Genomic DNA, 25,028 nt, shown 5'->3' on the forward strand with positions numbered 1-25,028 from the left:
CGCGCCATACGCTCCGTCCATAATCAGGAGACCGGCGGCCACTTCCTGCGGGGGGGACCGACCGGCCGAGATTATAGGGGAGGAACGCGATGACTACGGTCACTATCGCGATGCTCTGCGGCGTGCTCGCCGTGGTCTATGGCATCGTCACGAGCCAGCAAGTGCTGCGCGCATCGCCCGGCAACGCCAAGATGCAGGATATCGCCGCCGCCATCCAGGAGGGTGCGAAAGCGTATCTCGGGCGGCAATATACCACCATCGCGATCGTCGGCGTGATCGTCGCGGTTATCCTGTTCGCGACGCTCGGCCGGCTTTCCACCGTCGGGTTCGTGATCGGCGCATTGCTTTCGGGCGCGGCGGGCTATGCCGGCATGAACATTTCGGTGCGCGCCAACGTGCGGACCGCGGAGGCGGCGCGGACCAGCCTGCAGGGCGGGCTGACGATGGCGTTCCGATCGGGCGCGGTTACCGGCATGCTCGTCGCGGGGCTCGGGCTGCTCTCGATCGCGGGCTTCTTCTGGTATCTGACCGGCCCGGCCGGCTTTGCGCCCAATGCGCGCGAGATCGTCGAGGCGCTGACCGCGCTGGCGTTCGGCGCGTCGCTGATCTCGATCTTCGCGCGGCTGGGCGGTGGCATCTTCACCAAGGCGGCGGACGTCGGCGCGGATCTCGTCGGCAAGGTCGAGGCGGGCATCCCCGAGGACGATCCGCGCAACCCGGCGGTGATCGCGGACAACGTGGGTGACAATGTCGGCGATTGCGCAGGCATGGCGGCGGATCTGTTCGAGACGTATGTCGTGACGCTTGGCGTGACGATGATCTCGATCGCACTGCTGATCCAGGCATCGCCATCCGAATTGATGAACCTGATGAGCCTGCCGCTGATCGTCGGCGGGGTGTGCATCATCACCTCGATCATCGGCACGTATATGGTGCGGCTGGGATCGAGCGGATCGATCATGGGCGCGCTGTACAAGGGCTTCTGGACCTCGGCATTGCTCGCGGTGCCGGCGATCTATGTCGCGACGCAGATGACGCTTGGCGACATGAACGCGGTGATCGGATCCGCCGGCTTCCTCGATCCCGCGGGCAGTGCGATCGGCAGCGGCATCGATGCCGTGGGCGGCGTCGCGGGCAGCGACGTGACCGGCGCGCCGACCGCCAGCGCGGCGTTCACGGGCATGGACCTGTTCTGGTGCATGATGATCGGCCTGCTGGTGACGGGTGCGATCGTGTGGATCACCGAATATTATACCGGCACCAATTATCGCCCGGTGAAATCGATCGCCAAGGCCAGCGAGACGGGGCACGGCACCAACGTGATCCAGGGGCTCGCGATCAGCCTGGAGGCGACCGCGCTGCCGACGCTGGTGATCGTGATCGCAGTGGTCGCGACGTACAAATTGGCGGGCGTGATCGGCATCGCCTTTGCCGCGACCGCGATGCTGGCGCTGGCGGGGATGGTCGTCGCGCTCGACGCCTATGGCCCGGTGACCGACAATGCCGGCGGGATCGCCGAGATGGCGGGGCTGCCCGATGACGTGCGGCATCGCACCGACGCGCTCGACGCGGTCGGCAATACGACGAAGGCGGTGACGAAGGGCTATGCTATCGCCTCGGCGGGGCTGGCGGCGCTGGTGCTGTTCGGCGCGTACACGACCGATCTGCAGACGTATTTTCCCGACATCAGCGTCGATTTCAGCCTATCCAACCCGTATGTGATCGTCGGGCTGTTGCTCGGTGCGCTGCTGCCGTATCTGTTCGGCGCGTTCGGGATGACCGCAGTCGGCCGCGCGGCGGGCGCGGTGGTTGAGGAAGTGCGCGAGCAGTTCCGCAACAATCCCGGCATCATGCTGGGCACGAGCCGGCCGGATTATGCGCGCACGGTGGATCTCGTCACCAAGGCGGCGATCCGCGAGATGATCATCCCCTCGCTGCTGCCGGTGCTATCGCCGATCGCACTGTATTTCATCGTGACGGCGGTCGACGGCCAGGCCTCGGGCTTCGCGGCGCTGGGGGCGATGCTGTTGGGTGTGATTGTATCCGGGCTGTTCGTCGCGCTGTCGATGACGAGCGGCGGCGGCGCGTGGGACAATGCCAAGAAATATATCGAGGACGGCAACCACGGCGGCAAGGGATCCGAAGCGCACAAGGCCGCGATCACCGGCGATACGGTGGGCGATCCGTACAAGGATACTGCCGGGCCGGCGGTGAACCCGATGATCAAGATTACCAATATCGTGGCGCTGTTGCTGCTGGCGGCGTTGGCGGCGGGGTGAGGGGGTGGTCCGTCGCCCCGGGGCGTGCTCCGGGGTGGCGGAAGGGCTCAAGGGATTCTGACGCGGTTTTGAGCCGTATAGGGCAACCGCGGCTGACCTCCATTTGCCGTCACCCTGAACTCGTTTCAAGGTTCGTCTGTCCGCTGGCGACGGCGGCGCTTGTGGCACGCTGGATGCTGAAACGAGTTCAGCATGACGGCTGGGAATGTCCGCTAACGCCCACATCGGTCACGGCGGGTGCCCCTACGTCTCCAGCTTTTCGTAACCCTGCTGCGGTACGGAGCGGGAATGGAGGTCTTGCTAGCCTACGCCGTGTTCATTCTGCTGATGGCGGCGCCGTTCATCGTGGCCGCGTTGCTCATCTCGGGTTTCCTCGCCGGGATCGGCATGGCGGTTCGCGGGCTGGCTTTGGGGCAGCCGACGGCCTTCATCATCGGCGCCGCTCTCGCGGTCGTGTGTGTCGCGGGGATGGTCGTGGGTGGGCGCTGGAGCATGCGTGGCAAGGCGAGCGAGGCGACGCTGGTACAGTTGTCGCCCGTGACGGCCGCGATGCGCGCGCGGCCGCGGATCTTCGTGTTGGGGTTGGAAAGCGGGCGGCAGGACGCACTTGAGGTGCTGAGCGATCATTTCGATCGGATCGAGGGCACTCGCCGCTATGCGACGGACGGACCGAAGGAACGCGGCCACCGCACGATCGAAGAATACAGTAAGTGGCTGGGCGAATGGCTACTGGTGACGGTGATCGATCGCGACGCGTTGCGACGGGGGGTTAGCACGCCGGCGGTGCGGCTGACATCGCTAGACAGTCCATCGCGCGGGCCTAGCTTTCATATCAACAGACGATACGATCCGATGCGGCCGAATTATCAGCTCTACTACTTCGATGGCACCGCGACCACCTACCTGCGTCGGTGTGAAGTGGAAATTCGGCTTCCACCTGCTCTGGCCTTCCTGCCGATGGGGCAGGTCGCGTTCATGTCTAGCCAGACCTACAAAGACGGCATGAGGCGGTTGAATGCGTGCCGTCGGACGATGCTGGAACGGCTGGTGGCGGACCTAAACTGAAGCGCGGCAAGCTGCCACGCGACTGACCGGGACGGCAGCTAAGCACCAAACCAAGTCATTCAGCAGTGAGGCTTCGCGCTAAGCTGCGCGTTCGGGTGTGATGGACGATACTCCGACGCTCGCCCGTTTCCCGCTCCATCTGCAGATGCTCGCCGGCTTCATCGTCGGCCTCGTCGGTGGGTTGATCGTCAATGCGACCGCGGGGGATGCGGCGTGGGTGGGGACGGTGACGACGTACGTCACCGGGCCGATCGGGCAGATCTTCCTGCGGCTGCTGTTCATGCTCGTCATCCCGCTGCTGTTCGCGGCGCTCGTCACGGGCGTGGCGGAGATGGGCGATATCGCCGCGCTGAAGAAGGTCGGCTTGCGGACGCTGTTCTTCACCGTCGTGCTGTCGGGCATCTCGGTCGCGCTGGGACTGCTGCTGGTGAATGTGATCCGGCCCGGCGCGGGGGTCGATCCGGCGATGGCGAAGGAACTGCTCGCACAGGCGGGCGCGGGGGCGGCGGCGATCGTGCAGGAATCGCGCGCGGCGCCGGGCGCGCTCGAATCGGTGCTGGGGATCATTCCGACCAATGTCATTCGCGCTGCTTCGACCGACGATATCCTGGCGCTGATGTTCTTCGCGCTGGCGTTCGGGATCGGGCTGGTGCTCGTCCGGTCGGAGAAGACGCAGGTGCTGCAGGATTCGATCGAGGGAATCCTCGAGGTGACGATGACGCTGATCGGCTTCGTCATCCGGCTCGCGCCGATCGCGGTGGCGTGTTTCATGTTCAACCTGACCGCGGTGTTCGGCGCCGACATCCTCGTGCGGCTGGCCGCGTACATGGTCACGGTGATTGGCGCGCTGCTGATCCATTTGATCATCGTCTATTCGCTCGGCGTGTGGCTCGCGGGCGGGATGCGGCCGCTCGCCTTCTTCCGCGGCAGCCAGGAGGCGATGGTGATGGCGTTTTCGACCGCCTCGTCGAACGCGACGCTGCCGACCAGCCTGCGCGTGGCCGAGAACGAGCTGAAGCTGCCGCGGCGAGTCGCGCGGTTCGTGCTGACGATCGGGGCGACGGCGAACCAGAACGGCACCGCGATCTTCGAGGGCGTGACGGTGATCTTCCTTGCGCAATTCTTCGGTGTGGAGCTGACGATCGTGCAGCAATTGACGGTGATGCTGGTGTGCATCCTGGGCGGGATCGGGACGGCGGGGGTGCCGGGCGGATCGCTGCCGGTGGTGGCGATCATCCTGGGCATGGTGGGCGTGCCGCCGACCGCGATCGGACTGGTGCTGGGGGTCGATCGGCTGCTCGACATGTGCCGGACGGCGCTGAACGTGACCGGCGATCTGGCGATTGCGGTGATGGTGGCGGGGAAGGATCGCGACGCGGGGTCCGCAACTGCCGTGTCACCCCGGTAAGTTCACCGCCCCTGCGCGCGCCACTTCTGGATCGTGCGGTGGATGATCTCGTCTTCCTCGCCGACTTCGCGCCAGAGCTTCGAGAAGATCGGGTCGGCCGAGGCCGGTCGCTTCACTTCTTCCAGCCCGTCGAAGGCGACGCGGATCGGGATCGCGACGCCTTCGCCGCAGATGATGCATTCGCGGTTGCGCAGCGCGGGGATCGAATCGAGGAAGCCGCGCGCGCCTTCGGGCATGGCGGCGCGGACGAAGGCCTGGTCGCGATCGTTGTTGAGCCGCATCGCGATGATCGTGCCGCATTGCGAAAGCACGCCTTCGGCAAGATCCGACGGTCGCTGCGTAATGAGCCCCAGCGATACGCCGTACTTGCGGCCTTCCTTGGCGATCCGGCCGAGGATCTTGCCGACCGACGAGCCATCGTCGCTGCTCGGGATGTACCGATGCGCTTCCTCGCAGACGAGCAGGATCGGGCGCTGGGGCTCGTTGCGCGACCAGATGGCGAAATCGAACACCATCCGGCTGAGCATCGCGACCACCACCGAGGTGATCTCGCTCGGCACGCCCGACACGTCGATGATCGAGATCGGGCGGCCATCGCCGGGCAGGCGGAAGATGCGGCGGATGAAATCGCTCATCGTATCGGCGACGAGCATGCCGGAGAACATGAAGCCGTAGCGCGGATCGGCCTTGATCTCGTCGATCTTGGACTTGAGGCGCAGATACGGCGCGGTGTTCGTCGCCTTGTCCATCTTGCCCATCTCGAGCTGGATCAGGTTCGTCAGATCGCTCAGCAGGTAGGGCACCGGCGCGTCGACCGTCAGCTTGGGCATCTCGCTGCCGACGCGGCTCTTGGCGCGTGCGGCGAGCAGGCACTTCGAGAGGATGTCGGCATCGACCTGCCGCTCGGACCCCTGCGTCGTCAGGAACACTTCGCAATGTTCCTCGAAGTTCATCAGCCAGTACGGCATGTTGAGATTCGAGACGTCGTACAGCGCGCCATTGTGGCGGAAGGCGGCGGAATATTCGCCGTGCGGGTCGATCATCACGATATGACCCTGCGGGGCGAGCTCGCAGATGCGGTGCAGGATCAGCGCGGCGGCGGTCGACTTGCCGGTGCCGGTCGAGCCGAGCAGCGCGAAGTGCTTGCCGAGCATGGCATCGACATACAGCGCGGCGCGGATCTCGGCGGTGGGGTAGACGTTGCCGACCTCGATATGCGCGCGATCGTCGGCGGCATAGATTTGTACGAGATCAGCGCCGCTGATCGGATATACCTCGGCGCCGGGCGTCGGATAGCGCGTCACGCCGCGGCGGAAATTGTAGAGCTTTCCGGTCAGCTTCTCTTCGTCGCCCTCGCCGAGGAAGTCGATGAAGGCACTGACTCGGCCGGCGTTGAAATCATCGAGCCGCAGCGAGCGGACGTTGGCGATCAGCCATGCGTTGCCGACGCGCAGCTTGATCTGCCCGCCGACCTGGCCACCGGCGGCGGTCACGGGATCGGAGTGATCGGCGAGCGCGGTGAGTGCGGCGAGATCGAACATCACCTGGCTCGACGAACCGGCGATCTCGACGACGATGCCGATCGCTTCGGGCGCCTCGAGAGCGCGCACGTCGGCGGCCTCGGCCGCGTCGAACAAGCGTTGAGCCGGCAGCGCGGTCATGCGGGGGAAACTCGTGGGACGCTCATTGGGCTTCTTTGCACGAAGAACGTAAATTTCCCGTGAGCGATACTTTTTGGCGCTCAGAACCGCCGGGCGATGTTTCCGGCACCCCAGCCGAGCAGCACCGACAAGGCGACCGCGGTGAGCCCGTAAAGCAGCGACGCGCGATCGGCGGCGCGCGCGACGAAGCGTTCGAAGCCCGATTTCTGCACGTCGATGTCTCGCACTGCTGCGGCCAGCACCTTGCCGTCACGGATCAGGAAGGTCTCCGCGGTGAACTTGCCGACCGGCACGCGCGCAGGGATGGCGACGCGCGCGCGATACAACACGTCCTCGGTTATCTCGACCGCGCCGGGCGCCTCGTAATAGAGGCCCGAACGGCGACGCAGATCGACCAAGCCGCGGGCGAAGCGATCCTGCACCTGCGACGGCGCGGACGAGGCGGGCGACAGTTGCAGACTGCCGAGACCCAGTTCGTAGATCGCGCGGGTTCGATCGTCGACGATCTGCTTGATCGGGCGCGATGAGGCGATGGCGTAGAAACTGGGGGCCGAGCGGTAACGCAGCGCCTCGGCATTGATCCAGATGCCGGCGAGCTTTTCCTTCTCCCGAACCGTGATCGACTGCACCGGACCCTTTACCACGACGACCAGATCGGTCGGATGCTCGTCGTCGGGCAATCGCCCTCCGGGGTAGAGGATCGCGCCGAACAGTAGCAGTTCGGCGCCGGTGAAGCTGTACGCGATGCGGATCTCGCGCTGCGACACGTCGGGCACCAGCACTGGCTTGGTCTGGGCGAGCAATAGCGGCGTCAGGAGAGCAAGCGCGATTGGCCTCACGACAACTCGACCGAGTAGATGTCGGTCGGGCGCCAGCCGAGCCCCATCGCGATCCGCCCGGCGACCAGCAGGACCATCAGCGCCAGCGCTAGGCGGAGATATTCGGGACGCGCCTTGGCCGCGAACCGCGCGCCGATCTGCGCGCCGACGACCGAGCCGAGCAGCAGCAGGCCAGCGAGGACGATGTCGACGGCCTTGGTGGTCAGCGCGTGGACCATCGTCGCGGCGGCAGTGACGAACAGGATCTGGAACAGCGACGTGCCGACGACGACCTGAGTCGCCATGCCGAGCAGGTAGATCATCGCGGGCACCAGCACGAAGCCGCCGCCGATCCCGAGCAGGATGGTGAGGATGCCGGTCAGGAAGCCCAGCAGCAGCGGCGCGAGCGGCGAGATGTACAACCCCGAGCGGTAGAAACGCATGCGGAACGGCAGCGCGGCGACCAGCGGATGGTGGCGACGACGGCGCGCCGGGGCGGGACGGCGGCCGCGCGAGACCGAGATCGCCTCGAGCGATTCCTTCAGCATGAGGCCGCCGATCGTGCCGAGCAGCAGGACGTAGGTGATCGCGATCGTCGTATCGATCTGACCGGTCGCCTGGAGCAACTGGAAGAGCCAGGCACCGGCGACCGACCCGACGACGCCGCCGGCAACCAGCACGCCGCCCATCTTCATATCGACACCGTCGCGGCGCAGATAGGCCGACACGCCCGAGACGCTCGCGCCGGTCACCTGGCTGGCGGCGGAGGCGGCGGCGACCGTCGGCGGGATGCCGTAGACGATCAGCAGCGGCGTGGTGAGAAACCCGCCGCCGACGCCGAACATGCCCGAGAGTATCCCCACCCCGCCGCCCAACGCGATGATGACGAGCGCGTTGACCGAGAGGTTCGCGATCGGAAGGTAGAGATCCATGCCCGCCCAACTATGCGCATCGGCGCGCGGGCGGAAGCTTTTACGGTTAGAAATCGGTGCCGAGCGATACTGCCGGGCCTGAAGTGGGCGCGGCGCGGCCGGCGAGCCGCTGGCGCCATTCCAACGACAAACGAAGACTGCGACCGGCGAGCGGCAATGCGAGCGTGGCGGCGGGGCCGGCATCGAGCCGGGCGGCGCCGCGTTGTGCGCCGCCCCATGCGCCAAGGCCGAGATCGAGCTGCGCCGGGCCGATCGCCGCGACGGGATGCGCGAGCCGAACCGCGCCGTCGACATATCCCTCGACGCCGGCGCGGGCGATTGCGCCGCCTTGTGCATAAGCGTCGAGGCGCACGTTGCCGACAATCGGCGTCGGGCCGATGCCGCCGATCAGACCGAGCGCCGGGCCGCCGCGGGCGCGCTCAAGGCCGATGCGCTGTTCGGCGATGATGTGAATCGGGAGCGCGGTCGGGCGCCAGTCGACGCCGACGGCCGCTTCGCGCTGGCGAGATCCGAGCGCGCTCGACACGCGGCCGGCCAGCGCAAGCCGGCGCGGCCCGTCGATGGCGTAGGTCAGCCGCATCCCCGCCTGGCTGCCGCCGAGCTGGGGCGCGAACGGGGTCGCGGCGCCGGCGCCACGCACGATCATCCAGCCGCTGCCGGCGAGGCGCGGCGGCACCATGGTGGTGAGTGGTGGCGGAGCGGTCATCTGGACCGCCATCGCGGCGACGGGAATGAAGCGCCGCGGCGCGTCGGCAGGTGCCGGATCGACGAATGCTTCAGCGGCTACGGGCGTTAGGGACGGTGGGCTGCCGGGCGGGCGTGATCGCGGCGAGACCGTGTCGCTGCGGCTGACTGACGCCATCGCCAACGTCAGTGCTTCGGGTCTCACGCCGGATCGTCGCTCGGCACGCGCCGCTTGCCCGGGCGTCGCTTGCGCTTGCATCGGTCGGCTCGCGGCGGCTGCGGCCGGCGCGGGCTGCGGCGTAAGGTCTGGCCAAATCTGCGCCGAGCGTACGCCGACCCATGCCGCCATGATGCCGACCAGGAAGCGCAGCGGGCGTCCGGTCGCACTCACAGGGGCGCCAACTCGTCCGGCGCCGTCGGGAATACGTGGACGGTCTTCTCCCAACGCGGCGCGCCGCCCGCCAGAATGCGGGCGTAGCGGACCGCGGCGTGGCGCGCGGCGAGCAGGCCGATCAGATTGCCGACGACCGCGCGCGGCAGCGACCAGAGGCCCTCGCGCCAGCCGTGGGCGCGTGTCGTCGAGACAACGCGCCACGCCAGCCGCCACGCGAGCAGCGCCGCGTTGACGACGAGAACCAAGGTCATCGCCGCGCCAAGGACGGGCGGCGCGGTTCCGGCGATCAGGTGCACACTGGCCGATAAGCCCCAGCCGATGAGCGCGAGATAGGCGGCGGCAAGCACGATGACGGCGATCGGCGCACGGCGATCGCGCATCCGCATCCAGTGATCGGCGATTTGCGACCAATGGCTCCAGCCGATGCGATCCCAGCCGGCGAGCGCGATCCCGGTCATCCAGCGCGACTTCTGGGTTACCGCGGTGGCGATCGTCGCCGGGAAGAAGGCGCGGACGGCGACGAGCCGCCCGTTGCGATCCGAGACGCGTGCGAAGCAGGCGCCATGGCCGAGCGCGGCGGCGCGCAGCCCGAGTTCGTAATCCTCGGTGAGGCTGGTGTCGTCGAACGGCGACCCGTGCGCTGCCTCCAGTGCGGCGAGGACGTCGACCGCCATGGCGCAGCCGACGCCCGACAGCGGCAGCCCGGCGCCGATCGCGGCGCGAAGCACCATCTGGCGGCCGTGTGACTCGGCGAATTCGTCGGCATAATGCCCCGACACGAGTCGCGCCGCAGGATCGATCAGCGGGACGACGGGGATCTGCACCAGCGGATGCGCCGCGATCAGCGCATCGTACACGGTGAGTTCGGCCGGATGGACGACATCCTCGGCATCGTGGAGCACGACCATCCGCGTCGTTTCGCGAACCGCCGCATCATCGCGGCGCAGCGCGCGCCAGAGCGTGTTGAGATTGTCCGCCTTGGTCGTCGGCCCAGGCGTCGTGCCGATCACCAGCCGGATGCGGGGATCGCGCTCGGCGACGTTCGCGACCGCGTCGATCGTCGCGCGATCGTTGGGATAGCAGCCGACGTAGAGCCGGTAGCGCGGGTGATCGAGCCGCGCGAGCGCGGTCGACAGCATCGCGCCGATCACGCCGGCCTCTTCCCACGTCGGCACGAAGATCGCGATGCGGCTGGGCGCCGGCGGGTGCGGCAGGCTGGCGATCGGCCGGCGCGTGGTGCCGCGCACGAGGCGATGGCCGAGCCAGGCAAGATCGACGAGCAGATCGTCCACGCCGCCGACGAGGAAGCCGATCGCGGCGAACAGCGTCAGTTCGCGCACGCCGACGTCGAGCGCCGCCAAGATCATGTCCCCCACCGCCAATCCTCAGCCCCCTGATTCGGCAGGCAGATGGTTAACTATTGAAATCCCCAGTGCAATCCCGGTGGAGCCTTGATGCGGATCAGTTTAGGACAGGCGGACGAGTGGGGGAGTGCGTGATGAGACTCGCGGTTCGGCTGGCGATCCTGGGGCTCGCGCTCGCACCGGTGGCGGCGCTTTCGGACAATGCGCCGCGCGTCATTCTCGCCCAGCCGGGAGTCGAGGCGGGCGGGATCGCGCGCTTTACGGTGCGGTTCAGCCAGCCGATGGTGCCGCTCGGCGATCCGCGCGCGGCGGCGCCGATGAGCGTCGATTGTGCGGTCGGCGGCGACGGGCGGTGGGTCGATCAGCAGACGTGGGTGCATGATTTCGCGAGCGCGCTGCCGGGCGGCACCACGTGCACGTTCAAGACGCGCGCCGGGCTGAAGAGCGTCGCCGGCTTTGCGGTGACGGGCGAGCAGAGCTTCACGGTCGATTCTGGCGGGCCGGTTGCGCGCGCGGTGCTGCCGTCGGCGTATGGCACCGAGATCGAGGAGGATCAGGTGTTCCTGGTCGCCGCCAATCTGCCGCCGACGGCGCAGTCGGTGGCGGCGGGGGCCTATTGCGCGGTCGACGGGATCGGCGAGCGCATTCCGGTCGAGGTGCTGGCGCCCGATACCGCGGGCAAACTGCTGGCCGGGCTCGGCAAGGATCGCTGGGAGGTGCGCCAGTTCCTCGAGAATGGGGGGATGCCGGCCGATCTGCCCGAGGCGGCGGCGGAGCGGCAACGTGCGCTCGCCGGGGTCACCGCGCTGCGCTGCCGCCGCGCGCTGCCGCCGGGGCGCGACATGGCGCTCGTCTGGGGGGCGGACATTGCCGCGGCGGGCGGAAAGCGCGCGGGGGCAGATCAGCGGTTCGACTATACGGTGCGCAAGCCGTTCACCGCACGGTTCGAGTGCAGCCGGGTGAACCCGCAGGCGGGGTGCAGCCCGGTCGAGAAGGCCTATGTCCGCTTTACCGCGGCGATCCCGATGTCGCAGGCGCAGGCGATCCGCATCGTCACTGCGGAGGGGAAGTCGATCGCGCCAACCTTCAGCAAGGAGGAGCAGCAGCGCGCGACGGTGAGCGACGTTGCGTTCGATCGACCGCTGCCAGCGGGCACCGCAGCGAAGCTCACCTTCCCCGCGGAGATCAAGGACGAGAGCGGGCGCGCGCTCGTGAACGCCGAGCGCTTTCCGCTCGACGTGAAGTTCGATCAGGCGCCGCCGCTGGTGAAGTTCGCCGCGCCATTCGGCATTCTGGAAGCGAAGGAAGGCGGGGTGCTGCCCGTTACCGTGCGCAACGTCGAGCCGGGCTTGCAGGGGCGGAACCTGGCGGTCGGCGGTGCTTCGATGCGCGTCGATGGAGACAGCGCGATCGCCGAATGGCTGCGCGCCGTCGACAAGGCGGGCGAGAGCAATGTCGAGGATATCACCGACGCGAAGGGCGAGGTGATCCGCCGCGTCAACCACACCGGCGACACGTCGATCCTTGAGGGCAAGGGGACAAAGCTCGACGTCGCGCTGCCGGGCAAGGGGCGTGACTTCGAGGTGGTCGGCATTCCACTCGCCAAGCCGGGGTTCTATGTCGTCGAGCTGGCCAGCCCGGTGCTGGGCGAGGCGCTGCTCGGGCGCAAGGCGCCGCGCTATGTCGCCGCGGCGGCGCTCGTGACCAACATGGCGGTGCATTTCAAATGGGGTCGCGAGCGCAGCCTGACGTGGGTGACCAGCCTCGACAGCGGCAAGCCCGTCAGCGGCGCGGCGGTGGCGGTGACCGACAGTTGCACCGGCAAGCTGCTCGCGCGCGGGTTGACCGATCGCAGCGGCGGGCTGATGATCCCCGCCGGGCTGCCGCAGCCCGAGACCTATGCGAGTTGCGGCGAGAGCTCGACCGCGCATGCGCTGATGGTGTCGGCGCGCAGCGGAGACGATTTCAGCTTCACGCTGACCGACTGGGGCGAGGGCATCCGGCCGTACGATTTCGACCTTCCCTACGGCTATGATGCGCGCAAGGAGATCCTCCACACGGTGTTCGATCGCGCGCTCGTCCGGCAGGGCGAGACGATCCACATGAAGCATATCGCGCGCAGCCCGGTCGGCACCGGGTTTGCGGTGCCACCGGGTTTCCGCGGCACGCTGAAACTGTCGCACCGCGGCTCGGATACGCAGTTCGAGCTGCCACTCGCGATCGACGCCAACGGCATCGGCGAGACGCAATGGACCGCGCCGGCGGGGGCGCCGATGGGTGATTATGACCTGCAGGTCGTGACCGGCGAGCGCACGATCTATACCGAGCAGAGCTTCCGGCTCGACGAATACAAATTGCCGACGATGCGCGCGAGCGTGAGCGGGCCGAAGGCGGCGCTGGTGCGGCCAAAGACCGTGCCGCTCGACCTGTTCGTCGGGTATCTGTCGGGCGGGGGGGCGTCGAACCTGCCGGTCGATGTGCGCGTCGGCTGGTCGCCGCGCACTAGCGCGCCCGATGGCTATGACAATTTCACCTTCGGCGGCAAGGCCGTGACGGAGGGGGTGCGGCCGCTCGACGGCGACGGGGAAGAGACCGGCACCGCCTTTCCGCCGACGCAGACGCTGCCCGCCACGCTGGGCGCGGACGGGACGCAGCGCACGAGCGTCGAGGCGCCGGGTACGATCGACGGCAATGCCGACATGCGCGTCGAGATGGATTATCAGGACGCCAATGGCGAGACGCTGACCGCGAGCCGGACGCTGCCGGTATTCGCGTCGGCGGTGCAGCTCGGCGTGAAGACCGACGGCTGGCTGATGAAGCAGGATGATCTGCGGCTGCGCTTCGTCGCGCTGGATACCGCGGGCAAGCCGATCAAGGGCCAGAAGGTGAGCGTCGCGGTGTACAGCCGGCAGGTGCTGACCGCGCGGCGGCGGCTGATCGGTGGCTTCTATGCCTATGACAATCGCGTTCGCGTCGAGAAGCTGGACGCGAGCTGTTCGGCGACGAGCGACGCGCAGGGGCTGGCGCAGTGTACGCTCGATCCCGGCGTGTCGGGCGAGGTGACGGTGGTCGCGACGACCGCAGACGGCGACGGCAATGTCGCGCGCGCGACGCGATCGGTGTGGCTCGCGGGCGACGAGGATTGGTGGTTCGGCGGCGACAATGGCGACCGGATGGATCTGGTGCCCGAGCAACTGGCGTACAAGTCGGGCGAGACGGCGCGGTTCCAAGTGCGCATGCCGTTCCGCGAGGCGACCGCGCTGGTGACGGTCGAGCGCGAGGGGGTGCTTTCGAGCTTCACGACGCAGCTGTCGGGCAAGGATCCGGTGGTCGAGGTGGCGATGGACGGGGCTTATGCGCCCGACGTCTATGTCTCGGTGCTGGCGGTGCGGGGGCGTGCCAGTCCTGGATGGTGGGGCTGGTTCAAGTCGCTGTTCGGGGCGCGCGAGGAAGCGCCGGCGCCGACCGCGTTGGTCGACCTGTCGAAGCCGGCGTATCGGCTCGGAATTGCCAAGGTTAAGGTCGGGTGGGAGGCGCATCAACTTGCGGTGCAGGTGAAGGCCGATCGCGAGCGGTATGGCGCGCGCGATACCGCGCGGGTGGCGATTGCGGTGCGGACGCCCGATGGGAAGCCGGCGCGATCGGCGGATGTGGCGTTTGCGGCGGTCGATCAGGCGCTGTTGCAGCTTGCGCCGAACGAATCGTGGGACGTGCTGACGGCGATGATGGGCGACCGGCCGCTCGCGGTGCTGACCGCGACGGGGCAGACGCAAGTCGTTGGAAAGCGGCACTATGGTCGCAAGGCCGTCGAGGCTGGCGGCGGTGGTGGCGGCGATATGTCGGCGCTCAATCGCGAGAATTTCCAGCCGGTGCTGCTGTGGAAAGGGCGCGTTGCGCTGGATGCGCAGGGGCGCGCCATCGTGCCGGTGCCGCTGAGTGATGCGCTGTCGTCGTTCAAGCTGGTCGCGATCGCGACGCAGGGGGCGCAATTGTTCGGCACGGGAACGGCGGACATTCGCACGGCGCAGGATCTGTCGATCTATGCCGGGATGCCGACATTGGTGCGCAGCGGCGATTATTATTCGGCCGGTTTCACAATGCGTAACGGCTCCGACAAGCCGATGACGGTGACGGCGGAGGCGTCGATCACGCCGCGGATCGCGCAGGGGCGGCCGATTACGGTCACGATTCCGGCCGGCGGCGCGGCGCCGATCGCGTGGAATCTGACTGCGCCGAATGCGGCGGGAACGCTGCGCTGGCAGGTGAGCGCGCGGACCAGCGACGGGCGGGCGGCGGACCGGATTACCGTGTCGCAGGACGTGATTCCGGCGGTACCGGTCGAGACCTGGGCGGCGACGATCGCGCAGGTTGGCACTGCTACGACGATCCCGATCACGGCGCCGGCCGGGGCATTGCCGGGGTTTGGCGGGGTCGATGTCCACTTGAGCGACACGCTTGCGCCGCCACTGGCGGGGGTGCGCGATTATATGGCGGGGTATCCGTACAATTGCTTCGAGCAGCGGCTGAGCCGGATCGTCGCGCTGGGTGATTCGCGCGGCTGGGCGGCGCTGGCGGGCGAAATGCCGACGTATCAGGCGCCCGATGGTCTGCTGCGGTATTTCCCCGGCGACACGTTGCAGGGATCCGAAGCGCTGACCGCCTATGTTCTGGCGATCACGGCCGAAGGCGGGCTGGCGATCCCCGATACGGTGCGCACGCGGATGATCGAAGGGCTGAAGGCGGTGCTCGACGGGCGGCTGCGGCGCGAGGAATATGGCGACGTGCGGTTGCAGCGCGTGGCGGCGTTCGCGGCGCTGGCGCGGGCGGGGGCGGCGGAGGCCGGGATGCTCGGGCAGCTCGGGATTGCGGCAGGCGAGATGCCCACCGCGTTGCTCGCGGATTATATCGTCGCGATCGATCGGACCGCGGGGCTCGCCAATGCGGCGGCGCTGCGGGCGCAGGCTGAGACGGTGCTGCGGAGCCGGCTGGTCTATGAGGGATCGCGGATCGATCTGTCGGATCAGGCCAATGCTCCGTGGTGGCTGATGTCGTCCGGCGACGAGGGGACGATCAAGGCGCTGATTGCGACGCTCGGCCGGCCGGGATGGCAGGACGAGGGGCCGCGGATGATGGTGGGCACGGCGATGCGGCAGCGGCGCGGGCATTGGGATACGACGCCGGCGAATGCCTGGGGCACGCTGGCGGTGCGCAAGTTTGCTTCGATCTATCCGGCGCAGGCGATTGCGGGGACGACGACCTTGTCGCTCGGCGGGCGATCGATCGCGCGTGGGTGGCCGCTGGCGGCGGAGGCGCGGGTGGCGCGGTTTGCTTTGCCGGGGACGCCATCGCCGTTGTTGCTGTCGCAGGCGGGTGGCGCTGGGCCTTGGGCGAGCGTGTCGGTGAAGGCGGCGGTGCCGCTGACTCGGGCGCTGTCGGCGGGATACCGGCTGACACGCAAGATGGATGTGGTGCAGGCGCGCAATCCGGGTCGGCTGACGCGGGGTGACGTGGTGCGGGTGACGCTGACGGTGGTCGCGTCGGCGGAGCGCAATTGGGTGGTGGTGAGCGATCCGGTGCCGCCCGGGGCGACGGTGATCGGCGGGCTCGGAGGGCAATCTTCGATGCTTGGCGAGGGTGGCGAGAGCGAGGGTGTGTCGCCGGCGTATGTCGAGCGCGGGCGTGAGGCTTGGCGGGGGTATTTCGCCTGGGTGCCGGCGGGGTCGTTCACGGTGAGCTATACGATGCGGTTGAACGGCGCGGGGCGGTTCGCGCTGCCGGCGTCGCGGGTGGAGGCGATGTATTCGCCGGATATCCGCGCGGCCGTGCCGGTGGGTTCGGTGACGGTAGGGTTGAAGTGAGGGCATGCGCGGATAGCGTCTCGGTGGTTTGTGACGGGTGTTGAGCCACGCCGTCATGCCGGGCTCGTCCCGGCATCCACGGTGCCGCGTCACCTGCGGCTGCTGGATGCTGTGAGGGGTGGATGCCGGCACGAGACCGGCATGACGGGTGGCACGTGACGGGCGTCCATCCTGCTCGGGTCGAGCGCGGGATGACTAAGGGCGCGAGGGTGGCGGTCGTCGCGATCCTCGCGCTTGCTGCGCTCTTTGCGCTGGCGGACTGGCTTACGCGGCCGCCGCCGTTGCTGGCTTATGCGCAGGTGCGTGCGACGTGGCGGCCGTCGGAGGCTTGGCTGTACGATCGCAATGGGCGGCTGCTCGATTCGTCGCGGGTCGATTTTGCGGCGCGGCGATTGGCGTGGACGCCGCTGAGCCAAGTCGCGCCGGTCGTGCGCGCGACGATCGTCGCGGCGGAGGATCGGCGGTTTGCCTTGCATGGCGGGGTCGACTGGATCGCGCTGGCGGGCTCGGCGCAGGATCGGATCGCTGGCGAGCGTGGGCGCGGGGCGAGCACGATCGCGATGCAGCTCGCGGGGTTTTTGTCGCCGGTGCTGGCGCAGCCGGGCGCGCGGGGGTGGCGTGACAAGGTGCGGCAGATGCGCGCTGGCGCGGCGCTCGATGAGCGGTGGAGCAAGGACCAGCAGCTCGAGGCGTATCTGAATCTCGCCGGGTTTCGTGGCGAGGCGCAGGGGATCGGGGCGGCGGCGCTGGGGCTGTTCGGCAAGACGCCCGCGAGCCTGTCGCGCGACGATGCGCTGCTGCTCGCGGCGCTGCTGCCGAACCCGCAGGCGAGCGCGGCAGCGGTGGCGCGGCGGGCGTGTGCGATCGCGGGCGAGCGTTGCGCGCGGTTTCCGGCGCTGGCGGCGACGATGCTCGGGCCGGCGCGGAGCCTGGCGCTCGATCCGGGGCTGGCGCCGCATCTGTCCGACCGGCTGCTGACGAAGGCGGGGCTCACCGTGCGCAGCACGCTCGACATCGGCGTGCAGCGGCTGGCGGCGGGGGCGCTGCGGCGGCAATTGCTCGGGCTGGGCGCGACGCGCGCGCGCGATGGCGCGGTAATCGTGGTCGATAATGCCAGCGGCGACGTGCTGGCCTATGTCGGCGGGATTGGGGGCCATTCGACCGCGGCCTCGGTCGATGCGGCGGCGGCGTATCGCCAGGCGGGATCGACGCTGAAGCCGTTCCTGTACGCGCAGGCGATCGAGCGACGGTATCTGACGGCGGCGTCGATCCTCGATGATTCACCGGTGCAGCTCGATACCGCGTCCGGCCTCTATGTGCCGCAGAATTACGATCATGCGTTCAAGGGGCCGGTGTCGGCGCGGGTGGCGCTGGCGGCGTCGCTCAACGTGCCCGCGGTGCGCGCGCTGCTGCTGGTGGGGACCGACGCGTTTCGCGATCGGCTGTGGGACATGGGCTATCGCGGGCTGGTCGAGGATGGCGGATACTACGGGTTCAGCCTGGCGCTGGGCTCCGCCGAGGTGACGCTGGGCGAGCAGGCCGATGCGTATCGCGCGCTGGCGAACGGCGGGCGTTGGTCTCCGTTGCGGCTGACGCTCGACGCGCCGCGCGTTGCGGCAAGGGCGGTCACCGGCCCGGCGGCGGCGTGGATCGTCGGCGACATGCTGGCCGATCCGGCGGCGCGCGCGGGGACGTTCGGGATGGATTCGGCGCTGCGGCTGCCGTTCTGGGCGGCGGTGAAGACGGGGACGTCAAAGGCGATGCGCGACAATTGGTGCGTCGGCTATTCGCGGCGCTTCACGGTGGCGGTGTGGGTGGGCAACGTCGAGGGCGATTCGATGCGGGCGGTGTCGGGCACGAGCGGCGCGGCGCCGGTGTGGCGCGACGTGATGCTGGCGCTTGAGCGGCGCGGGGCGTTGCCGGCGGCTGCTAAGCCGGCAGAGGTGGAGGCGCAGCGCGTGTCGTTTGCGGGTGCGCGCGAATTGCCGCGGCGCGAGTATTTCCTCGCGGGCACGGGGATGACGCGGATCGCGGCGGCGCCGGCGAGCGCGCGGCGGCCGCGGATATCATCACCAGTGAGCGGGAGCGTCTATGCGCTCGATCCCGATATTCCGCCCGATCGCCAACGGCTGGCGGTGGACGTGAGCGGCGCGGTGGCGGCGCATCGGCTGCGGCTGGATGCGCGCGATCTGGGGGCGGTGGAGGCGGCGCCGTTGTTGCGCGCGGGGCCGGGGAAGCATGAGCTTGCGCTGGTCGATTTGAGCGGGCGGACGGTCGATCGGGTCACGTTTACGGTGCGGTAGGCGGCGGGGGATGGTGCCGCGACTGCAGTGCTTCGAGACGGCATTTCGACAGGCTCAATGCCTCGTCAGCACGAACGGGAGCATTATTGTTGTCTGGCGTCAGAAGCTGTGCGCTCGGGTCGAACCAAAGCGGGGGATGCGCGTTGCGGGATCAGTCCCTTTTCCCCTTTCGGGACTAGTGCCGGAACCCAAGCCTGGCACCGGCCGCGCCGCGGCGTAGTTTGTGGCGCGGCCGATCTTGGATGTTTCAAGAGCAGTGGGACGGCATCGCCCTCACCCTTCCCACCGCCTGCGGCGGCGGGCCCCTTCCCTCTCCCGGCGGGAGAGGGAGGAAGACGCGCATTGCGTGGCGGAAGGGTGAGGGCTTTCGAGCGGGAAGCTTGACACTCCACACAGAAAAGGCCGGGCAATCGCTCGCCCGGCCTTCCCGTTTTACTCAGGCGCGCCGCTTACCAGTAGAAGTTGCGGATCGTGTTGAGGACGATGCCGCGGCGGTAATCGACGAGCACCACGTCGTTATAGTGGCGCACCCAGCGCGAATTCACGCGCGCGGCCGGCAGGCGATAGCGCCACGGATCGTTGATCCAGTACCGCTGACCGTAGAACTGCGGGCCGATCCGGCCGCCGACGCGGAAATTGTTGTAGCGGAACGGTGCGCGCCAGTTGCCGCGGGCGTAGAGCGCGCGATTCTGGTTGCGATAGCCCTGCCAGTCGTTGCGACCCCAGTTGCGGTTGCGATCGTTGAACCCGTTGCGGTTCTGGTAGCCGTTGCGATCCTGGAAGCGATCGCGGCGGTCCTCGCGATATTCCTGCCGCGCCTCGCGCAGGTCACCGCGCTCGTCGCGGATATCGCGACGGTCGCCGCGCTGGCGCGCATCGCGCAGCTCGCGGCGCTCCTCGCGGATATCCTGCCGGTCGCGGCGCAGCTCGCCCTGCGACTGCGCACTTGCGACGCCCGGCAGCGCCACTGCGGCCATCAAAGCGGTAATGATCAACTTACGCATGATCGTAAAACCTCCATCCATTGGGCGCAGCGGCATATGTGTCGCCGCGCCATGGAGGTTCAAATCGCATGATTCGTCTGAATGGCGCGGGAATGTGTCTGTCAGCCAAGCGAAAGGATCATGACGGGGGCGTTATTGGTCGGGAACGGGGTCTGTGGGCATGAGCCTGTGCTTCGAGGCGGCATCTCGACCGGCTAAATGCTTCCTCAGCACGAACGGTTGGGGAAGCGCTTACGGACGGCCGCCGCCGCCAGCACCGCCGGCGCCCGCGCCGGCCGCGCCGACCGTGCCGATGTTGCCGAACAGATCCTGGAAGAAGCCGCGCTCGCGGCCGAGCGTGGGGGTGGTGCGCTTGTCGGGGCTGATCGAGGCGACCTGCTCGACGCCGGACTTGCGGATCGCGGCGACGTTGCCGGCGGCGTCGAAGCTGATCTGCACCGTCAGCTGCTCACGCGCCTTGGGGGTGTTGAAGGCGTAGTTCCGGCTATCGCGCGAGATGTAATACCAATCGCCCTGGTTGAACTGGCTGGCGAAGCTCGGCTGGCCGAGCGTGGCGGCGACCGACTGGCGATTGTCGACGCCCGGCTGGATCGCGTTCAGCAGATCGGCATCGACGATATAGCCCTGGTGCGACTTGAGCGGGGCGCAGGCCGATGCCGCAACGCCAAGCGCCGCGGCGGCGAGCAGGAGGGGAAAACGCATGGTTACTCCGCGAAACGGCAGGGGCAAAAATCACAGGCCACGCCGCGCGCCGTTGCGCTGGGGGCCGTTCCCCTCAATATGCCCGCGCGACACCCGACACAAGCGCGACAGGATTCAGCGACCTTGGCCCTTCTCGACCTGTTCCGCCGGCGCGACCGCGATGCGGCGGCGCCGCTGTACGATGCGGTGGTAGCGCGCGCGCGCCAGCCGCACTGGTATCTCGACGGCGGGGTGCCCGATACGCTCGACGGGCGGTTCGACATGGTCGCCGCGGTGCTGGCGATGGTTCAGATGCGGCTGGAGACCGACGCCGAGGGCCTGGCGCTATCGGCCGAGCTGACCGAGCGGTTCGTCGACGACATGGACGCGCAGGTGCGGCAGATCGGGTTCGGCGACATGATCGTGGGCAAGCATGTCGGGCGGATGATGGGGATGCTGGGCGGGCGGCTCGGCGCGTATCGCGAGGGCGTGGCGGCGGGCGACCTGTCCGAGCCGCTGGTGCGCAACCTGTGGCGCGGCGAGGCGCCGCCGGCAGACGCGCTGGCGCATGTCGGCGCGGCGCTGCTGGCGTTCCGGCGCGGCCTCGACGCGCTGTCGATGGCGGAGTTGCGTACGGGGCGGCTCGTATGATGCCGCCCGAATTCTCGCGCCCTGTGCGGGTCGACACGATCGGGACAGAGCCGAAGGTGGTGACGGTGACGGCGGACGCGGCCGAGCGGGTGGCGCTGGCGCGGCGCTTCGGGTTGATCGCGATCGAGCGGCTCGAGGGGCGGTTCACGCTGCAGCGGAGCGAGAGCGGCGTCGCGCTCGAGGGGCGCGTGATCGCGGTGGCGACGCAGGCCTGCTCGATCACTGACGAGCCGCTGGATGCCTCGATCGACGAGGAGGCGCGGCTGCGGTTCGTCGACGATCCGACCGAGGGCGAGGAGATCGAGCTCGACGAGGATGCGATCGACGTGCTGCCGATCGAGAATGGCGCGATCGATCTGGGCGAGGCGGCGGCGGAGACGCTGGCGCTGTCGATCGACCCGTTCGTGCGCGGGCCGAACGCCGCGGCGGCGCTGGCGGCGGCGGGGGTGATCGCCGAGGAGGATGCCAAGCCGCTGGGGGCGTTTGCGGGGCTGCGGGATAAATTGGCGGGGAAGTGAGCCGCTTCGTCATGCCGGGCTCGTCCCGGCATCCACGTGGCCGCTTGTTCTTCGGCCGGTGGGAGGCGACGCGCGGTGGATGCCGGGACAAGCCCGGCATGACGGCGTGAACTAGCGGCTGGCCGAGCCGCGCACCGCATTCAGTGTCGTGCCGGCGGTGATCTGTTCGACGTCGGTCTTGAGGTGCAGCAGGCGGACGCCCTCCTCGGCCATCGCGCGGGCGAGGGCGGGGGCGAAGTCTTCGGTGCGGTCGATCGTTTCGGACCAGGCGCCGTAGGCTCGCGCCAGTAACGCGAAATCGGGGTTGAACAGCTTCGTCGCGGAGGGGCGGTCGGGGAATTCGCGTTCCTGGTGCATGCGGATCGTGCCGTAGGCGCCATTGTCGACGACGATCACGAGCAGATCGCAGCCGTGCTGGATGGCCGTTGCGAGTTCCTGGCCGTTCATCAGGAAATCGCCGTCGCCCGCCAATGCCACGACCATCCGGCCGGGGCGGCGGAGCGACGCGGCGACCGCGGCGGGGACGCCATAGCCCATCGCGCCGGCGGTCGGCGCGAGCTGTGTGCCGGGGCCGGCATAGGGCCAGTAGCGATGCCACCAGCCCGAGAAGTTTCCGGCGCCGTTGCAGATGATCGTGTCCTTGGGCAGCGCGGCGCGCATTGCGGTGACGCAGGGGCCGAGATCCATTGCGACGCCCTCGCGCGCCTTGGGGGTCGACCAGGCGTGGTACGCATCGTGCGCCTCGAGATCGTGCGGGTGCGCGGGGCCGTCTACCAGCGCCAGCGCCTCGGCGAATTCGGCCATCGTGGCGCAGACCGCGAGATCGGTGCGGTACGTCATGCCCAGTTCGGCCGGATCGGGGTGAACGTGGATCAGGCGCTGACCGGGGTGTTCCGGAGTGATCAGCGTATAGCCGTCGGTGGTCGCCTCGCCCAATCGCGCGCCGATCACCAGCAGCAGATCGGCCGCCTTCACGCGCGCGACGAGCGCTGGGTTGGGGCCGTAGCCGAGGTTGCCGGCATAGGCCGGGCAATCGTTGGGCACGGCATCCTGGCGGCGGAAGGCGGCGACGAGCGGCACGCGCGCGCGATCGGCCCAGGCGGCGATATCCTGCCCCGCAGCCGCATCCCAGCCAGCGCCGCCGACGATCGCGACGGGGGTTTCCGCGGTGGCGAGGAGATCGGCGAGCTGCTCCATCGCTTGCGGATCGGGCGCCTGGCCGACGCGTTCGACGCGCGGGCGATCGATCGCCACGACTTCGTCGAGCAGCATGTCCTCGGGCAGTGCGAGGACGACCGGGCCGGGGCGGCCGTTCATCGCGACGGCGTAGGCGCGCGCGACATATTCGGGGATGCGGCGCGCATCGTCGATCCGCGCGGCCCATTTGGCGAGCGGGGCGAACATCGCGGCGAAGTCGATTTCCTGGAACGCCTCGCGATCGCGGGTGCCGCGATCGACATCGCCGATGAAGAGGATCATCGGCTGCGAATCTTGGCGGGCCACATGGACGCCGATCGACGCGTTGGTGGCGCCGGGGCCGCGCGTGACGAAGGCGATGCCGGGGCGGTGCGTGAGCGTGCCATCGGCGCAGGCCATGAACGCGACGCCGCCTTCCTGGCGGCACGTGACGACGTCGATCGCGGGCGTATCGACGAGCGCGTCGAGCACGGCGAGGAAGCTTTCGCCGGGCACGGTGAAGATCCGGTCGCAGCCCTGCGCCACGAGCTGATCGACGAGGATGCGGCCGCCGGTGCGGGGCTGGGGTTCGGCTTGAGTCATGCGGCGTGGCTTAGCCGAACGGGGGGCGATGGCGAAGGGGTGGTGGCCGGCGGGAGCTTTGCTGGAAAGGCGAATTAGCCGGTAGCCCGCCGTCAGGCGGCCCGAAGCGCAGGCGGGGTTCCCCCGGGGAGATCGCTGCTGAGGATGTCGCGAGCGTCCTGGATTGGAAAGACGCGATCTACGGCACTGTCTCCAGTCCGCCGCGCTGCTTTCCAAGAGTGTTTCGCTGAATACATCAGGACGTCGGCACAATGGAGCAAACGCTCACGCGAAAGGATCGTGCCAGGTTCGACGGCGATCGCACCTGCGCTCAACCCGATTTGCCAATCGTGCTTCATGCCCAGCTTCCGCACTTGTTTCTCTAACCGCGCCAGCAAGGCGGCAGCATCGTCACGCGAGCCTTTCATTATGACAACGAACTCGTCGCCTCCGATACGGCCGACGACATCACCTCGCCGGACCTGCCGCTGCAACGTCTCCGCAACGGCAATCAGGCAACGATCCCCCTCGGAATGGCCGAGCGTATCGTTCACCGACTTGAAGTTGTCGAGGTCAAGAAAGGCGATCACCGTCGGAAGATCGTCACCGTGCGGTTTGTCCAGCGCCTCGTCCAGCATCGCTTCAATGCGGCGTCGGTTGGGTAGCCCGGTGAGCGGATCATAGGCGGCGAGCTGCTCGGCAGCCTTCCGATCCGAAATATCCTCGATCACCGCGACGAAGAACTCTGGCTCGCCACTCGGCAAGTGCACCAGCGAGACGGTAAGATTTATCCAGACCACTCCACCTTGCGGACGCAAATAGCGCTTTTCCATCGAATATTGCTGCGTTCGTCCGGCCAACAGGTTTTGGACTTCCTGCAGATCGGCTTGGAGGTCGTCCGGATGGGTGATCCTCTGGAAACCGCCGGAGAGAAGGTCATCTCCATCACGGCCGGTGATCGCGCAGAAGCGCTTGTTCGCGCGCAAGAAATCGCCTTGCGGTGAGACATGAGCGATCCCGACCGCAGCCTGTTCGAACGTGGCCTGAAATCGCCGATTGGCTTCCTGCGCGGCCGCGATCGAGAGCCCGTACGAAATCGGCGACGCAACCAAACACGTTAACAGCACGTCTTTGTCGTCGAACGCTCCCGGGGCGTTCGAGTAAATCATGAGCACGCCTTGGGCAGTATCGCCGACCAGCAACGGAACGGCGACCATCGATCGCACACCGAAGCGGCGGCTTTCCTCGCGATGAGGATGCGGCTCAGCCTCGGTATCGTCGCAGCGGGAGGGCCCGCGGCTTTGTAGACAGGCACTTGCGAAGCTTTCGTGAAGCGGCACCGATAGACCCAGCAATACCGTGGCGGGTCCACTGGCGGCAGCATATCGTAGATCGTTGCCCTCCAAGAGCTTGACCACCGCGCCCGCAGCTTGCGGGAAAGCCAGTGGCACCTCCGCAATCACGATATCCAGAATGGCGGAAACATTCCCGCGCGCGCCCGCTATCCGCTCTTGAATCGCCAACAACGATCGGCAGGTGCGGATCATTCGCTCCACGGTGACGACTCCCCCCTAACGGCACCAGTTTCCTATTCGAAGAATGATTAAGAAGACGATGCCGGAACGGCCGTAATTGAGCGTGAGCGGGCGT

General features: G+C 68.1%; 16 protein-coding genes. 7 read left to right on the forward strand and 9 right to left on the reverse strand.

The genetic code is table 11. The features are described from left to right. The first annotated feature begins 89 nt into the window (after positions 1 to 89). From LLW23_RS10140 to LLW23_RS10150, 3 genes are all read left to right on the forward strand, one after another. Positions 90 to 2,279: a sodium-translocating pyrophosphatase gene (locus LLW23_RS10140; protein WP_228945177.1), complete on the forward strand. Its 2,190-nt coding sequence runs from the start codon at positions 90 to 92 to the stop codon at positions 2,277 to 2,279. 288 nt (positions 2,280 to 2,567) lie between these two features. Next, complete coding sequence (locus tag LLW23_RS10145) at positions 2,568 to 3,344, forward strand: hypothetical protein (protein ID WP_228945179.1); 777 nt, start codon at positions 2,568 to 2,570, stop codon at positions 3,342 to 3,344. A gap of 100 nt (positions 3,345 to 3,444) precedes the next feature. Then, positions 3,445 to 4,752: a dicarboxylate/amino acid:cation symporter gene (locus LLW23_RS10150; protein ID WP_228945181.1), complete on the forward strand. Its 1,308-nt coding sequence runs from the start codon at positions 3,445 to 3,447 to the stop codon at positions 4,750 to 4,752. A gap of 2 nt (positions 4,753 to 4,754) precedes the next feature. Here LLW23_RS10150 and LLW23_RS10155 read toward each other — a convergent pair whose 3' ends face one another. The 5 genes from LLW23_RS10155 to LLW23_RS10175 form a co-directional block, all read right to left on the reverse strand. Beyond that, complete coding sequence (locus LLW23_RS10155; RefSeq protein ID WP_228945183.1) at positions 4,755 to 6,413, reverse strand: ATP-binding protein; 1,659 nt, start codon at positions 6,411 to 6,413, stop codon at positions 4,755 to 4,757. Positions 6,414 to 6,493: 80 nt separating this feature from the next. Then, positions 6,494 to 7,252, reverse strand: coding sequence for a TIGR02186 family protein (locus LLW23_RS10160; protein ID WP_228945185.1), 759 nt, complete (start codon positions 7,250 to 7,252; stop codon positions 6,494 to 6,496). Continuing rightward, positions 7,249 to 8,163, reverse strand: coding sequence for a sulfite exporter TauE/SafE family protein (locus LLW23_RS10165; RefSeq protein WP_228945187.1), 915 nt, complete (start codon positions 8,161 to 8,163; stop codon positions 7,249 to 7,251). The genes LLW23_RS10160 and LLW23_RS10165 overlap by 4 nt, the downstream gene beginning before the upstream one ends. Before the next feature lie 46 nt (positions 8,164 to 8,209). Then, positions 8,210 to 9,238, reverse strand: a complete 1,029-nt coding sequence (locus LLW23_RS10170) for a hypothetical protein (protein WP_228945189.1) — start codon at positions 9,236 to 9,238, stop codon at positions 8,210 to 8,212. Continuing rightward, on the reverse strand, positions 9,235 to 10,608 hold the full coding sequence (locus LLW23_RS10175; protein WP_228948535.1) for a glycosyl transferase family protein: 1,374 nt from the start codon (positions 10,606 to 10,608) through the stop codon (positions 9,235 to 9,237). The genes LLW23_RS10170 and LLW23_RS10175 overlap by 4 nt, the downstream gene beginning before the upstream one ends. A 131-nt stretch (positions 10,609 to 10,739) precedes the next feature. Here LLW23_RS10175 and LLW23_RS10180 point away from each other — a divergent pair, with 131 nt between their 5' ends. Further along, positions 10,740 to 16,463, forward strand: coding sequence for an alpha-2-macroglobulin family protein (locus tag LLW23_RS10180; RefSeq protein ID WP_228945191.1), 5,724 nt, complete (start codon positions 10,740 to 10,742; stop codon positions 16,461 to 16,463). A 191-nt stretch (positions 16,464 to 16,654) separates the two neighbouring features. Beyond that, complete coding sequence (pbpC, locus tag LLW23_RS10185) at positions 16,655 to 18,766, forward strand: penicillin-binding protein 1C (protein WP_228948536.1); 2,112 nt, start codon at positions 16,655 to 16,657, stop codon at positions 18,764 to 18,766. A gap of 449 nt (positions 18,767 to 19,215) precedes the next feature. Here the strand turns inward: pbpC and LLW23_RS10190 are convergent, their stop codons facing one another. Continuing rightward, entirely contained in the window at positions 19,216 to 19,770 is a 555-nt protein-coding gene (locus LLW23_RS10190) for an RcnB family protein (protein ID WP_228945193.1), read from the reverse strand. 231 nt (positions 19,771 to 20,001) lie between these two features. Continuing rightward, positions 20,002 to 20,472: an outer membrane protein assembly factor BamE gene (locus tag LLW23_RS10195; RefSeq protein ID WP_228945195.1), complete on the reverse strand. Its 471-nt coding sequence runs from the start codon at positions 20,470 to 20,472 to the stop codon at positions 20,002 to 20,004. Positions 20,473 to 20,595: 123 nt separating this feature from the next. On the opposite strand from LLW23_RS10195, the gene LLW23_RS10200 reads away from it, so the two are divergent. Together LLW23_RS10200 and LLW23_RS10205 are read left to right on the forward strand one after the other, a co-directional pair. Next, entirely contained in the window at positions 20,596 to 21,102 is a 507-nt protein-coding gene (locus LLW23_RS10200; RefSeq protein WP_228945197.1) for a ubiquinol-cytochrome C chaperone family protein, read from the forward strand. Further along, positions 21,099 to 21,620, forward strand: a complete 522-nt coding sequence (locus LLW23_RS10205) for a YceD family protein (protein WP_228945198.1) — start codon at positions 21,099 to 21,101, stop codon at positions 21,618 to 21,620. Before LLW23_RS10200 ends, LLW23_RS10205 begins: the two co-directional genes overlap by 4 nt. A 111-nt stretch (positions 21,621 to 21,731) precedes the next feature. On the opposite strand, the gene LLW23_RS10210 is transcribed toward LLW23_RS10205, so the two are convergent. Together LLW23_RS10210 and LLW23_RS10215 are read right to left on the reverse strand one after the other, a co-directional pair. Then, the gene (locus LLW23_RS10210; protein WP_228945200.1) at positions 21,732 to 23,399 is read right to left on the reverse strand and encodes a thiamine pyrophosphate-binding protein; all 1,668 of its coding nucleotides are present in this window, start codon (positions 23,397 to 23,399) and stop codon (positions 21,732 to 21,734) included. A 92-nt stretch (positions 23,400 to 23,491) separates the two neighbouring features. After that, positions 23,492 to 24,925, reverse strand: coding sequence for a GGDEF domain-containing protein (locus LLW23_RS10215; RefSeq protein WP_228948537.1), 1,434 nt, complete (start codon positions 24,923 to 24,925; stop codon positions 23,492 to 23,494). Between the last annotated feature and the right edge of the window lie 103 nt (positions 24,926 to 25,028).

Origin of the sequence: Sphingomonas radiodurans (assembly GCF_020866845.1) — a bacterium.
In the GTDB taxonomy this organism is placed as follows: domain Bacteria; phylum Pseudomonadota; class Alphaproteobacteria; order Sphingomonadales; family Sphingomonadaceae; genus Sphingomonas; species Sphingomonas radiodurans.